The following is a 13,261-nucleotide window of genomic DNA, read 5'->3' as shown; positions in this document are numbered from 1 at the left end:
GCATAAGGCAAACGCTTGCTCACCGCCCGTTTCAGGAGGAGTGCCACCAGCGGATAAGCGTATAATGGTTGAACATTTTCAGATACCTCGTTGTGTGAACTTGCGTACTAGTTAACTGGTTCATGAGAATAAAGTCAACCCCTGATTTCAGAATTTGCTGCGTAACCGTTATGATAGGGCGCTAAATGAGATACACCCTACGGGAGCCGCTTTGAGCGACACGAATTACGCCATTATTTATGACCTTCACTCTCACACTCAGGCCTCAGACGGCTTGCTCTCCCCGGAAGAATTGGTTCACCGCGCGGTTGAGATGCGCGTCGGCACGCTGGCGATCACCGATCACGACACCACCTCAGCCATTGCCGCCGCCCGGGCTGAGATTTTACGTGCAGGCCTGAACCTGACGCTGATTAACGGCGTGGAGATCTCTACCCTGTGGGAGAACCACGAGATCCACATTGTTGGTCTGAATATCGACATTGCGCACCCGGCGATGGTAACGCTGCTTGAGGAGCAAAAGGCGCGGCGTCAGCAGCGCGCCATGCAGATTGGCGAGCGCCTTGAGAAGGCCCACGTTCCTGGCGCGTGGGAAGGGGCGCTGCGCCTCGCCAACGGCGGAGCGGTGACCCGTGGCCACTTTGCCCGTTTCCTTGTTGAGAGCGGCAAAGCCAGCGACGTGGCGGGCGTATTTAAAAAGTACCTGGCGCGCGGTAAAACCGGATACGTTCCGCCCCAGTGGTGTACAATAAAACAAGCTATTGATGTGATTCATCATTCTGGCGGCAAGGCGGTAGTGGCCCATCCTGGGCGCTACGACCTGAGCGCTAAATGGCTGAAAAGGCTGCTGGCACACTTTGCCGAACAGGGCGGTGATGCGATGGAAGTCGCGCAATGCCAGCAGGCGCCCAACGAGCGCACCCAGCTTGCTGCGTATGCGCAACAGTTTGGTCTCATGGCGTCGCAGGGGTCGGATTTTCATCAACCCTGCCCATGGATTGAACTGGGCCGCAAACTGTGGCTACCCGCAGGCGTGGAAGGGGTATGGCAGCTATGGGAACAGCCTCAACATAATGAGAGGGAAGTATGAGTCAGTTTTTTTATGTGCATCCGGATAATCCCCAGCCGCGCCTGATTAACCAGGCAGTGGAGATTGTGCGTAAGGGCGGGGTGATCGTCTATCCCACCGACTCCGGCTACGCGCTGGGGTGCAAAATCGAAGACAAAGGGGCGATGGAGCGTATCTCCCGCATTCGTCAGCTGCCGGACGGCCACAACTTTACCCTGGTCTGTCGGGATCTTTCTGAGCTTTCAACCTACGCCTTTGTGGATAACGTGGCGTTTCGCCTGATCAAGAACAATACGCCGGGCAACTACACTTTTATTCTCAAGGGAACGAAAGAGGTGCCGCGCCGTCTGCTCCAGGAGAAGCGTAAAACCATCGGCCTGCGCGTCCCGTCTAACCCTATCGCACTGGCGTTGCTGGAGACGCTGGGCGAGCCGATGCTCTCCACCTCGCTGATGCTCCCCGGCAGCGACTTCACCGAGTCCGATCCGGAAGAGATCAAAGATCGTCTGGAGAAGCACGTGGATCTCATTATTCATGGCGGCTATCTCGGACAGCAGCCTACTACGGTGGTCGATTTGACCGATGACTCGCCGGAAGTGATCCGCGAAGGCGTAGGCGACGTGACCCCGTTCCTGTAAGCTTTGGTAACATCACCACAGCGTCCTGGTGTTTAAAAATTAACCTGGGGCGCTACAGCATTTCATTTAAAATTCGTGTAGTATGTGCGCCCAAGAAATAGAGTGTCCTTTGCACCTATCCAGACGCCTGTGAAGGCGACACCTGAAGGAAGCGCCATGAGCGAAAAATTACAAAAAGTGCTGGCCCGCGCTGGCCACGGCTCCCGCCGTGAAATCGAAGCGATCATTGCAGCCGGGCGCGTCAGCGTCGACGGTAAAATCGCTACCCTGGGCGACCGCGTTGAGGTGATCCCGGGCCTGAAAATCCGTATCGACGGCCATCTTATCTCTGTTAAAGAGTCCGTTGAGCAGATCTGCCGCGTGCTGGCCTACTACAAACCAGAAGGTGAACTCTGTACCCGTAACGATCCGGAAGGACGTCCGACGGTGTTCGATCGCCTGCCGAAACTGCGCGGGGCGCGCTGGATTGCCGTTGGCCGTCTGGACGTGAACACCTGCGGCCTGCTGCTGTTCACCACCGACGGTGAGCTGGCTAACCGGCTGATGCACCCCAGCCGTGAAGTGGAGCGTGAATACGCCGTGCGCGTGTTTGGCCAGGTTGAAGAGAACAAGATCCGCGATCTCTCTCGTGGCGTGCAGCTGGAAGATGGCCCGGCAGCGTTTAAGACTATCAAGTTCAGCGGCGGGGAAGGTATCAACCAGTGGTACAACGTCACGCTGACCGAAGGGCGTAACCGCGAAGTGCGTCGCCTGTGGGAAGCCGTTGGCGTGCAGGTGAGCCGTCTTATTCGCGTGCGTTACGGTGACATTCTGCTGCCGAAAGGGCTGCCGCGCGGTGGTTATACCGAACTGGACCTGGCTCAGACCAACTATCTGCGCGAGCTGGTGGAGTTAACGCCGGAAACCGAATCCAAGGTGGCGGTAGAGAAAGACCGCCGCCGCATGAAGGCGAATCAGATCCGCCGGGCAGTTAAACGCCACAGCCAGACCGGCAGCGCGCGTCCGGCTAGCGGTCGTCCTGCAAGCGGTAACCGCCGCTCCAGCACCCGCAACAGTAAAGCATAAAAAAAGGGGCCTCGGCCCCTTTCTCATTTAGTAATCAATGCCTATCTGCGCCTTCACGCCCGCGTCGAAGGCGTGCTTGACCGGGCGCAGCTCGCTCACCGTATCGGCCAACTCCAGAATATCGCGATGGCAGCCGCGGCCGGTGATAATCACCGTCTGCTGTGCCGGGCGCTCGCGCAGGGCGTTGAGCACCGTCTCTAAAGGCAGATAGTCATAGGCCACCATATAGGTCAGCTCATCCAGGACCACCATATCCAAAGTTTCATCGGCCAGCATCCGCTGGGCATGCTCCCATACCGCCAGACAGGCGGCGGTATCGGACTCGCGGTTCTGTGTGTCCCAGGTAAAGCCCGTGGCCATCACCTGAAATTCGACGCCGTGCGGCTCCAGCAGGTTACGCTCGCCGTTGGGCCATGTGCCTTTAATAAACTGGATCACGCCAACTTTTTTACCGTGGCCCACCGCACGGGTCACGGTACCAAAGGCGGCGGTTGTTTTGCCTTTGCCATTGCCGGTAAAGACGATAATAATCCCGCGTTCGTCCTGGGCGGCGGCAACGCGCGCATCCACGCGATCCTTCACTTTCTGCTGTCGTTGCTGGTAACGCTCTTCACTCATTGTGCAATCCCCGGTTTGCGTCCTGGCTGAGCATCAAAGCTCATGCCGGTTTTGCGACGGCTGTCATCACCCATCAGCCATAGGTAGAGCGGCATGATATCAGCCGGGGTCTTTAATTTTTGTGGGTCTTCCGACGGAAATGCACTGGCGCGCATTTTTGTCCGCGTACCGCCAGGGTTGATGCAGTTAACTCGCAGATGCTTGCTCTGATACTCCTCGGCCAGCACCTGCATCATGCCTTCGGTAGCAAATTTGGAGACCGCATAAGCCCCCCAGCCAGCGCGTCCCTGACGGCCTACGCTTGAGGAGGTGAACACCAGCGATCCAGCTTCCGATTTGAGTAATAAAGGAAGAAGCGCCTGGGTTAAATAGAAGGTGGCGTTGACGTTGATCTGCATCACCTGATCCCACACCTCCGGCTTCTGCTCATCCATCGGACAGATATCCCCCAGCATCCCCGCATTATGCAGTACGCCATCAAGGCGTGGAACCGCAGCCTCAATCTGGGCGGCCAGCTGCTGGCAGTGCTCCGGCGTGCAGGTGGCTAAGTCCAGCGTATACCAGCGGGCGGTTTTCCCCCCGAGCTGCTCAATGCGCTGGGCCGCAGCCCGCAGCTTCTCTTCATTTCTGCCGAGCAGGATCACTTTTGCGCCGTAGCGGGCATAGGTCAGGGCGGCCTCCAGGCCAATACCGTCGCTGGCACCGGTCACCAGAATAATGCGGTTCTCTAATAAATCTCGTTTTGGCTGGTAGTGCACGGTTTCTCCTTTGCGCTCTCGTTCATCCAGGCGTCGTTTCACAGGATCGGGTCTTGAGGGCTTTATGCCTTAAACTGCCGCTTAATTCAATCATCAAGCTCCCGCATTCGTGCTTTGAACCTTTTCAAGTTCTTACAGAGTAAAAAAATCAGCAGGATGGCACGTAACGTCATACGACGGCAGAAGACGATGCGGGCAGGGTCATGTACACTGGCCTTTACGTTGAGTGGTTTAACCGAGGTGGTATGCGTGGAATTACTATCTGAATATGGGTTGTTTTTAGCCAAGATTGTGACGGTGGTGATTGCCATCGCCGTCGTGGCGATGCTTATCGTTAACCTGACGCAGCGCAAACGCCAGCGTGGGGAACTACGCGTCACAAACTTAAGCGAGCAATATAAAGAGATGCAGGAGGATCTTTCCGTCTCTCTGCTCGATACGCACCGGCAGAAGCTCTGGCACAAGGCGCAGAAGAAGCGTGCTAAGCAGGAGGCCAAAGAGGCGAAGGCCAGCGCGAAGCTTGGCGTACCGGCGGTCTCCAACAAAGCGCGTGCGTACGTATTGGATTTTAAAGGCAGTATGGATGCGCATGAGGTCAGCAGCCTGCGTGAAGAGATCACCGCCGTGCTCACCGTGGCTAAACCTGAAGATCGCGTGGTGCTGCGTCTCGAAAGCCCTGGCGGCGTCGTTCACGGCTACGGTCTGGCATCATCCCAGCTGCAACGTCTGCGCGATAAGAACATTCCGCTTACCGTCGCTGTGGATAAGGTTGCTGCCAGCGGTGGTTATATGATGGCCTGCGTGGCAGACAAGATTGTGGCCGCACCCTTTGCCATTGTGGGTTCCATCGGCGTTGTGGCCCAGATCCCCAACCTGAATCGCTTTCTGAAAAGCAAAGATATCGATATTGAATTACATACTGCTGGTCAATATAAGCGCACCTTGACCCTGCTTGGGGAGAACACCGAAGAGGGGCGGCAGAAGTTCCGCGAAAGCCTGAACGAGACCCACGATCTCTTTAAATCATTCGTTAAGCAGATGCGTCCTTCATTAGATATTGAGTCCGTGGCCACCGGTGAACACTGGTACGGCGTGCAGGCTCAGGAGAAGGGGCTAGTAGATGAGGTGGGGACCAGCGACGAGCTGCTGCTTAGCCTGATCAAGGAGTTCGAGGTGATCGGCGTTCGCTACACCCGCCGCAAAAAACTCATGGATCGCTTTACCAGCAGCGCGGCAGAAAGTGCCGACCGGCTGCTGCTGCGCTGGTGGCAGCGTGGTGAAAAGCCGCTGCTATAGATAAAGGAAAAGCATGAGCGAGGCGTAATGCCTCGCTCTGTTTATTCAGCCAACGTATATTTTTCCGACAGTACGTGGGCAAGATGCTTAAACATGTTAAATACCGCCGTACTTTTCGCCGTAGGCAGACCCTGTTCATCAAGAAAATAGTCGCCGCTGAAAATAAGAACGCCGTTACGTTCGGTAACGTTTGTGGCTTCAATACCCTGCACATAATCCTCATGCTCGCGGATAATCTCATTCGCTTTCGCCAGCAGTGACTGACGATCGATCGGTTGAACTGACTCTTGCATAGTTGCCTCCTTAAACGGTGTCGCCATTCTACGTCCAGGGGGATAAATGGGGCAAATATTCCCTGCTATCAAGAGGGCTTTTACCCTGTCCGACCGTTGGCACGATCCACTGTTGCATGCTAATAAAGTTGCGTAACAAATTTTATCAGGTAGAGTGTGCGCTTTCGTCAATCTGGCAACAGATTTGCTTGACATTCGACCTTAAGTTCGTCGTTCTCATCCCCTCAGGCGCGGAAAAACCTGTTAACTCAGTCACCTGGAAGTCTGAATTTCAGCGGCTGGTTATGAAAAGGGGTTGATATCCAGTGACGTCGCCGCTATATCTGAGGCACGTCGCCAGGGGATGGTGAGTCAACGTGCGGCGTATTCCTGGAAGAATCAAATTAGGTAAAGGTGAATATGGGTAAAGCTCTCGTTATCGTTGAGTCCCCGGCAAAAGCCAAAACGATCAATAAGTATCTGGGTAATGACTACGTGGTTAAGTCCAGCGTCGGTCATATCCGCGATTTGCCGACCAGTGGCTCAGCCGCCAAAAAGAGCGCTGACTCTGCCTCCACCAAAACGGCTAAAAAGCCCAAAAAGGATGAACGTGGCGCGCTTGTCAATCGTATGGGCGTTGACCCATGGCACGGCTGGGATGCGCGCTATGAAGTGCTCCCTGGCAAAGAGAAAGTGGTCTCTGAGCTGAAATCGCTGGCCGAAAAAGCCGATCATATCTATCTCGCAACCGACCTTGACCGCGAAGGGGAAGCCATTGCCTGGCACCTGCGGGAAGTGATCGGGGGCGATGAGACGCGCTACAGCCGCGTCGTATTTAACGAAATTACCAAGAATGCCATCCGCCAGGCGTTCGAAAAGCCGGGTGAGCTGAATATCGACCGCGTTAACGCCCAGCAGGCGCGCCGCTTTATGGACCGCGTTGTTGGCTACATGGTCTCTCCGCTGCTGTGGAAAAAGATCGCTCGTGGCCTCTCTGCCGGACGCGTTCAGTCCGTTGCCGTGCGGCTGGTGGTGGAGCGCGAGCGCGAAATCAAAGCCTTTGTGCCGGAAGAGTATTGGGAAGTGGACGCCAACGTCGCGACCCCGGCCGGTGACTCGCTGGCGCTGCAGGTGACGCATCAGCAGGACAAACCGTTCCGTCCGGTTAACCGCGAGCAGACTATGTCGGCGGTTAGCCTGCTGGAGAAAGCTCGCTACACCGTAGCCGATCGGGAAGATAAGCCGACCAGCAGCAAGCCGGGCGCGCCGTTTATCACCTCGACGCTGCAGCAGGCGGCAAGCACGCGTCTCGGCTTTGGCGTGAAGAAAACCATGATGATGGCCCAGCGTCTCTATGAGGCAGGCTACATCACCTATATGCGTACCGACTCAACTAACCTGAGCCAGGACGCGGTGAACATGGCTCGCAGCTATATTACCGAAAACTTTGGCAAGAAATACCTGCCGGAGAGCGCGATCCAGTACACCAGCAAAGAGAACTCGCAGGAGGCGCACGAAGCAATTCGTCCTTCTGACGTGGCGGTGGTAGCCGAGTCGCTAAAGGATATGGAAAACGACGCGCAGAAGCTCTATCAGCTGATCTGGCGGCAGTTCGTGGCCTGCCAGATGACGCCGGCCCAGTACGACTCCACCACGCTGACCGTGGAAGCAAGCGAGTTCCGCCTGAAGGCGCGTGGCCGTACGCTGCGCTTTGACGGCTGGACGAAGGTGATGCCTGCGCTGCGCAAGGGCGATGAAGATCGCACCCTGCCGCCGGTCAATAAAGGTGACGTGGTGTCGCTGATTGAGCTGACGCCGGCGCAGCACTTTACCAAGCCGCCGGCGCGCTTTAGCGAAGCTTCGCTGGTTAAAGAGCTGGAAAAACGCGGCATTGGTCGCCCATCTACCTATGCGTCGATCATCTCGACTATTCAGGATCGCGGCTATGTGCGGGTTGAAAACCGCCGCTTCTACGCAGAGAAGATGGGGGAGATCGTCACCGATCGTCTGGAAGAGAACTTCCGCGAGCTGATGAACTACGACTTCACCGCGCAGATGGAAAACAGCCTTGACCAGGTAGCGAATCACGAAACCGAATGGAAGGGCGTGCTGGACAACTTCTTCAGCGACTTTACCAAGCAGCTAGAGAAAGCCGAGCAGGATCCGGAGGAGGGCGGCATGCGCCCGAACCAGATGGTGCTCACCAGCATTGACTGCCCGACCTGCGGACGAAAAATGGGGATCCGCACGGCGAGCACCGGCGTCTTCCTGGGCTGTTCAGGCTATGCGCTGCCACCAAAAGAGCGCTGCAAAACCACCATCAACCTGGTGCCAGAGAACGAAGTTCTCAACGTGCTGGAGGGTGATGATGCCGAAACTAACGCCCTGCGTGCGAAACGCCGCTGCGTGAAGTGCGGCACGGCGATGGACAGCTATCTGATCGATCCGAAACGCAAGCTACACGTGTGCGGTAACAACCCCACCTGTGACGGGTACGAGATCGAAGAGGGTGAGTTCCGCATCAAGGGTTACGACGGCCCGATTGTGGAGTGCGAGAAGTGTGGTTCCGAGATGCACCTGAAGATGGGGCGCTTCGGCAAATACATGGCCTGCACCAACGACGACTGTAAAAATACGCGTAAGATCCTGCGTAACGGCGAAGTTGCACCGCCGAAAGAAGATCCGGTTCCGCTGCCGGAGTTGCCATGCGAGAAGTCAGATGCTTATTTCGTGCTGCGTGACGGTGCGGCCGGGGTCTTCCTGGCGGCGAACACCTTCCCGAAATCGCGTGAAACCCGTGCTCCGCTTGTGGAGGAGTTGTATCGCTTCCGCGATCGTCTGCCAGAGAAGCTGCGCTATCTGGCCGATGCGCCGCAGCAGGATCCTGCCGGAAACAAGACCATGGTCCGCTTTAGCCGCAAGACCAAGCAGCAGTACGTTGCCTCTGAGAAAGAGGGTAAGGCCACTGGCTGGTCCGCTTTCTTTATCGATGGCAAATGGGTAGAAGCTAAAAAGTAATCTGCTGTTACCTCCTGAAGGGCCGGTTATCCGGCCCTTTCTTATAACGACATTATTATTTTTTGTTCATATCTATACACTGTAGATATAAATGATATAGTGGTTATAGCTAATTCCTCTCTTATTATTAAATCGTCTTAAACGATGCCGTGTGCGCAAAATCGGATGGTCCGTCATGAAACTACAGCAGCTTCGCTATATTGTTGAGGTGGTCAACCATAACCTTAACGTCTCTTCTACTGCCGAAGGGCTTTACACATCCCAGCCGGGGATCAGTAAGCAGGTGCGTATGCTGGAGGACGAACTGGGGATCCAGATTTTTGCCCGCAGCGGTAAACATCTTACTCAGGTTACCCCTGCCGGACAGGAGATCATCCGCATCGCCCGGGAAGTGCTCTCCAAGGTGGAGGCCATAAAGTCCGTCGCCGGGGAGCACACGTGGCCTGATAAAGGGTCGCTTTACGTTGCCACTACCCATACCCAGGCTCGCTATGCGCTGCCTAATGTGATCAAAGGCTTTATTGAACGCTACCCGCGCGTGTCGCTGCATATGCACCAGGGATCGCCGACCCAGATTGCCGAAGCGGTCTCCAAAGGCAACGCTGACTTTGCCATTGCCACCGAAGCGCTGCATCTCTATGACGATCTGGTGATGCTGCCGTGCTACCACTGGAACCGCTCTATCGTGGTTACCCCAGATCATCCGCTGGCAGGCAAGCAGTCAGTGAGCATTGAAGAGCTGGCGCAGTATCCACTGGTCACCTATACCTTTGGCTTTACTGGCCGATCCGAGCTGGATACTGCCTTTAACCGTGCTGGGCTGACGCCGCGTATCGTGTTTACCGCCACCGATGCCGATGTGATCAAAACCTATGTCCGTCTCGGCTTGGGCGTTGGAGTGATTGCCAGCATGGCGGTGGATCCCATCTCCGATCCCGATCTGGTTAAGCTGGATGCGCAAGGCGTATTTAGCCACAGCACCACCAAAATCGGTTTCCGCCGCAGCACGTTCTTACGCAGCTACATGTATGACTTTATTCAGCGCTTTGCGCCGCATCTTACCCGTGATGTTGTGGATACCGCCGTCGCTCTGCGTTCGAACGAAGATATCGAAGCGATGTTCCACGACATTAAGCTGCCGGAAAAATAATAGCAGGGCGACAAAAGTAGTCGCTAACGTGGCGCAGCGCAAATTACCTTCTACAATAGTCTCTTCGCGATCATAACATCGAATATTTCACTCGAAATGATTCGTAAATTCGCTGGATTTTAGGCTAAAGTTTCTTTAGGATTTGTCCTATCTGATGATTACTTAAACCTATTGTTCGGTGTCAATATGATAAGCGATGTCGATTGTGTGAGGTTAGCAATGCCTGCAGGAAGTGAAGAATCGCAAAGGGATCCGGCGCTGAAGCGTAAAGCATGGCTGGCGGTATTTCTGGGTTCGGCCTTCTTCTGGGCGATTGTGGCGCTGATTATCTGGAAATTCTGGGGTTAAGCCTATGGCAACTACCGAGCAGTTAAATCCGGTTCAAGACCACTGCCGGTCCCCTAAACATGCTCGTCAGGGTGAACGCGAGACGGCGGTGAAGATCCCGGCCAGCTGGCAACTGACGGCGGCACAGAAAGCGTTTATTGACTCTTTCGCTGACGATAAGCCAAAAAAATAGCGTCAATGCAGTCCGTTTGAAACCTCGCCCTGGCGAGGTTTTTTGCTATCTACCGCCCAGAAACGGACGGAATTTAGCGATTTGGGTTGTTATCAAAACGTTACGACATGTTTGTGTTATCTTTAATACAGACCCTGATACCAGTCAGGGTATCGATACTCTGTATTAGGAGGAGCTTATGTCGTCTACCCTACGCGAAGCCAGTAAGGACACGTTGCAGGCAGAGAACAAAACCTGGCACTATTACAGTCTGCCGCTGGCCGCAAAGGCGCTTGGGGATATTTCCCGTTTACCCAAGTCACTTAAAGTATTGCTGGAGAACCTCCTGCGCTGGCAGGATGAGGATTCCGTTACCGAAGAAGATATTCGTGCTCTGGCCGGGTGGTTGCAGTCTGCCCACGCCGACCGTGAGATTGCCTATCGCCCGGCAAGGGTGCTGATGCAGGACTTCACCGGCGTGCCGGCCGTGGTTGACCTGGCCGCCATGCGTGAAGCGGTTAAACGCCTCGGCGGCGATACCGCAAAAGTTAACCCGCTCTCTCCCGTCGATCTGGTGATCGACCACTCCGTTACCGTGGATCACTTTGGCGATGATGACGCTTTTGAAGAGAACGTCCGTCTGGAGATGGAGCGTAACCACGAGCGCTACCAGTTTCTGCGCTGGGGCCAGCAGGCTTTCAGCCGCTTCAGCGTAGTGCCGCCGGGAACGGGTATTTGCCATCAGGTAAACCTTGAATATTTGGGGAAGGCGGTCTGGAGCGAGCTACAGGATAAGGAGTGGGTCGCCTATCCGGATACGCTGGTGGGCACCGACTCCCACACCACCATGATTAACGGCCTCGGCGTACTGGGCTGGGGTGTGGGTGGCATTGAGGCCGAGGCAGCAATGCTGGGCCAGCCGGTATCCATGCTTATTCCTGACGTTGTCGGCTTCAAGCTCACCGGTAAGCTAAACGAAGGGATCACCGCTACCGACCTGGTGCTGACCGTAACCCAAATGCTGCGTAAGCATGGTGTAGTGGGTAAATTCGTCGAATTTTACGGCGACGGTCTCGATCATCTCCCGCTGGCGGATCGCGCAACCATCGCCAACATGGCGCCGGAGTACGGTGCAACCTGCGGCTTTTTCCCTATCGATGATGTTACCCTCAACTACATGCGCCTGAGCGGACGCAGCGAAGAGCAGGTGGCTCTGGTAGAGTCCTATACCAAAGCGCAGGGAATGTGGCGTAATCCGGGGGATGAGCCAGTCTTTACCAGCACCCTCGAACTGAATATGGCTGACGTAGAGGCAAGCGTAGCCGGACCAAAACGACCTCAAGATCGCGTTCTGCTTAGTGAAGTACCGAAGGCGTTTGCCGCCAGCTCAGAGCTTGAGCTGAACCATGCCCAGAAAGATCGGCAGGCGGTAGAGTATACCCTGAACGGGCATCAATATCAGCTGCCGGACGGTGCGGTGGTCATCGCGGCCATTACCTCCTGCACCAACACCTCCAACCCAAGCGTGCTAATGGCCGCGGGGCTGCTGGCGAAAAAAGCCGTGGAGCTTGGGCTGAAACGCCAGCCGTGGGTAAAAGCCTCCCTGGCACCCGGCTCGAAGGTGGTCTCTGACTATCTCGCCCAGGCCAGACTTACTCCCTGGCTGGATGAGCTGGGCTTCAACCTGGTGGGCTACGGCTGCACTACCTGTATCGGTAACTCTGGTCCACTGCCCGATCCTATCGAGCAGGCAATCAAGAAGGGCGATTTGACCGTGGGGGCAGTGCTTTCCGGTAACCGAAACTTTGAGGGGCGTATTCATCCGCTGGTTAAGACCAACTGGCTGGCATCGCCGCCGCTGGTGGTGGCCTATGCCCTGGCGGGGAATATGAATATCAACCTGGCTACCGATCCCATCGGCAATGACCGGAAGGGCGATCCGGTCTACCTGAAGGATATCTGGCCCTCGGGCAGTGAGATTGCCCGGGCCGTCGAGCATGTCTCTACCGACATGTTCCGCAAAGAGTATGCCGAAGTATTCGAAGGCACTGACGAGTGGAAGTCGATCCAGGTAGAGCATTCCGACACCTATGGCTGGCAGAATGACTCGACCTACATCCGCCTGTCGCCGTTCTTTGATGAGATGCTGGCGACGCCGAAGCCGGTAGAGGATATTCACGGGGCGCGGATCCTGGCGATGCTCGGTGACTCCGTCACCACCGACCACATCTCGCCGGCGGGCAGCATCAAGCCCGACAGCCCTGCCGGGCGCTATCTGCAGGGTCACGGCGTCGAGCGTCGGGACTTCAACTCCTACGGGTCACGTCGGGGTAACCACGAAGTGATGATGCGCGGTACTTTCGCAAACATCCGTATCCGTAACGAGATGGTTCCGGGCGTTGAGGGCGGAATGACGCGGCACCTGCCGGGTAGCGAAGTGCTCTCAATCTACGATGCGGCCATGCGTTACCAGAAAGAGGGAACGCCGCTGGCGGTTATTGCCGGGAAAGAGTATGGGTCAGGCTCCAGCCGTGACTGGGCTGCTAAAGGGCCGCGCCTGCTGGGGATCCGCGTCGTCATTGCCGAGTCCTTTGAGCGTATTCACCGCTCAAACTTAATTGGGATGGGGATCCTGCCGCTTGAGTTTCCTCAGGGCGTGACGCGTAAAACGCTGGGGCTGACGGGTGAAGAGAAGATCGACGTTGATAATCTGACGCAGCTCAAACCGGGAGCCACTATTCCAGTGCGCCTGACCCGCGCGGACGGTAGCCAGGAGGTTATTGACTGCCGCTGTCGTATCGATACCGGCACCGAACTTACCTACTATCAGAACGACGGCATCCTGCACTATGTGATCCGTAATATGCTGTAAGTCAGC

At 55.9% G+C, this 13,261-nt stretch carries 12 protein-coding genes and 1 other annotated feature (1 of these 13 running past the window's edge); of the genes, 9 read left to right on the top strand and 3 right to left on the bottom strand.

All coding sequences use genetic code 11. From position 1 onward, the window contains the following. Positions 1-55, bottom strand: a sequence feature (Trp leader region) (it extends 41 nt beyond the left edge of the window). Positions 56-190: 135 nt separating this feature from the next. The 3 genes from rnm (at position 191) to rluB (ending at position 2,772) form a co-directional block, all read left to right on the top strand. Beyond that, on the top strand, positions 191-1,090 hold the full coding sequence (rnm, locus tag RTN40_RS01665; protein ID WP_409418504.1) for an RNase RNM: 900 nt from the start codon (positions 191-193) through the stop codon (positions 1,088-1,090). Next, positions 1,087-1,707, top strand: coding sequence for an L-threonylcarbamoyladenylate synthase (locus RTN40_RS01660; protein WP_312209522.1), 621 nt, complete (start codon positions 1,087-1,089; stop codon positions 1,705-1,707). Before rnm ends, RTN40_RS01660 begins: the two co-directional genes overlap by 4 nt. Before the next feature lie 156 nt (positions 1,708-1,863). Beyond that, a complete protein-coding gene (gene rluB, locus RTN40_RS01655; RefSeq protein WP_103820023.1) occupies positions 1,864-2,772 on the top strand; it encodes a 23S rRNA pseudouridine(2605) synthase RluB in 909 nt (302 codons plus the stop codon). A 27-nt stretch (positions 2,773-2,799) separates the two neighbouring features. On the opposite strand, the gene cobO is transcribed toward rluB, so the two are convergent. Both cobO and RTN40_RS01645 read right to left on the bottom strand, forming a co-directional pair. Continuing rightward, positions 2,800-3,390, bottom strand: coding sequence for a cob(I)yrinic acid a,c-diamide adenosyltransferase (gene cobO, locus RTN40_RS01650; protein WP_312226922.1), 591 nt, complete (start codon positions 3,388-3,390; stop codon positions 2,800-2,802). Further along, entirely contained in the window at positions 3,387-4,148 is a 762-nt protein-coding gene (locus tag RTN40_RS01645) for a YciK family oxidoreductase (protein WP_312227198.1), read from the bottom strand. The genes cobO and RTN40_RS01645 overlap by 4 nt, the downstream gene beginning before the upstream one ends. Before the next feature lie 249 nt (positions 4,149-4,397). Here RTN40_RS01645 and sohB point away from each other — a divergent pair, with 249 nt between their 5' ends. Beyond that, the gene (sohB, locus tag RTN40_RS01640) at positions 4,398-5,444 is read left to right on the top strand and encodes a protease SohB (protein WP_312226921.1); all 1,047 of its coding nucleotides are present in this window, start codon (positions 4,398-4,400) and stop codon (positions 5,442-5,444) included. A gap of 41 nt (positions 5,445-5,485) precedes the next feature. On the opposite strand, the gene RTN40_RS01635 is transcribed toward sohB, so the two are convergent. Beyond that, complete coding sequence (locus RTN40_RS01635; RefSeq protein ID WP_312226920.1) at positions 5,486-5,737, bottom strand: YciN family protein; 252 nt, start codon at positions 5,735-5,737, stop codon at positions 5,486-5,488. Between the two features lie 399 nt (positions 5,738-6,136). Here RTN40_RS01635 and topA point away from each other — a divergent pair, with 399 nt between their 5' ends. The 5 genes from topA to acnA all read left to right on the top strand — a co-directional run bounded on the left by topA (position 6,137) and on the right by acnA (position 13,255). Then, a complete protein-coding gene (gene topA / locus RTN40_RS01630) occupies positions 6,137-8,734 on the top strand; it encodes a type I DNA topoisomerase (RefSeq protein WP_312226919.1) in 2,598 nt (865 codons plus the stop codon). A gap of 175 nt (positions 8,735-8,909) precedes the next feature. Further along, positions 8,910-9,884 carry an HTH-type transcriptional regulator CysB gene (cysB, locus tag RTN40_RS01625; protein ID WP_042394307.1) on the top strand — a complete coding sequence of 325 codons (975 nt, stop codon included), beginning with the start codon at positions 8,910-8,912 and terminating at the stop codon, positions 9,882-9,884. Between the two features lie 207 nt (positions 9,885-10,091). After that, positions 10,092-10,232 (top strand): YmiA family putative membrane protein, encoded by a 141-nt coding sequence (locus RTN40_RS01620; protein WP_312226918.1) that lies wholly within the window; start codon positions 10,092-10,094, stop codon positions 10,230-10,232. 4 nt (positions 10,233-10,236) lie between these two features. Continuing rightward, positions 10,237-10,404 (top strand): hypothetical protein, encoded by a 168-nt coding sequence (locus tag RTN40_RS01615; protein ID WP_312226917.1) that lies wholly within the window; start codon positions 10,237-10,239, stop codon positions 10,402-10,404. 178 nt (positions 10,405-10,582) lie between these two features. After that, complete coding sequence (gene acnA / locus RTN40_RS01610) at positions 10,583-13,255, top strand: aconitate hydratase AcnA (protein WP_312226916.1); 2,673 nt, start codon at positions 10,583-10,585, stop codon at positions 13,253-13,255. The last annotated feature ends 6 nt before the right edge of the window (positions 13,256-13,261 follow it).

Source organism: Pseudescherichia sp. (assembly GCF_031987975.1).
GTDB lineage: Bacteria > Pseudomonadota > Gammaproteobacteria > Enterobacterales > Enterobacteriaceae > Pseudescherichia.
This window is presented reverse-complemented; position numbering and strand designations above follow the sequence as displayed.

Bases quoted from the DNA above. Each gene is read 5' to 3' on its own strand.
- RTN40_RS01660 (WP_312209522.1), top strand. From the start codon at position 1,087: ATGAGTCAGTTTTTTTATGTGCATCCGGATAATCCCCAGCCGCGCCTG.
- rluB (WP_103820023.1), top strand. From the start codon at position 1,864: ATGAGCGAAAAATTACAAAAAGTGCTGGCCCGCGCTGGCCACGGCTCC.
- cobO (WP_312226922.1), bottom strand. From the start codon at position 3,390: ATGAGTGAAGAGCGTTACCAGCAACGACAGCAGAAAGTGAAGGATCGC.
- RTN40_RS01635 (WP_312226920.1), bottom strand. From the start codon at position 5,737: ATGCAAGAGTCAGTTCAACCGATCGATCGTCAGTCACTGCTGGCGAAA.
- topA (WP_312226919.1), top strand. From the start codon at position 6,137: ATGGGTAAAGCTCTCGTTATCGTTGAGTCCCCGGCAAAAGCCAAAACG.
- cysB (WP_042394307.1), top strand. From the start codon at position 8,910: ATGAAACTACAGCAGCTTCGCTATATTGTTGAGGTGGTCAACCATAAC.
- RTN40_RS01615 (WP_312226917.1), top strand. From the start codon at position 10,237: ATGGCAACTACCGAGCAGTTAAATCCGGTTCAAGACCACTGCCGGTCC.
- acnA (WP_312226916.1), top strand. From the start codon at position 10,583: ATGTCGTCTACCCTACGCGAAGCCAGTAAGGACACGTTGCAGGCAGAG.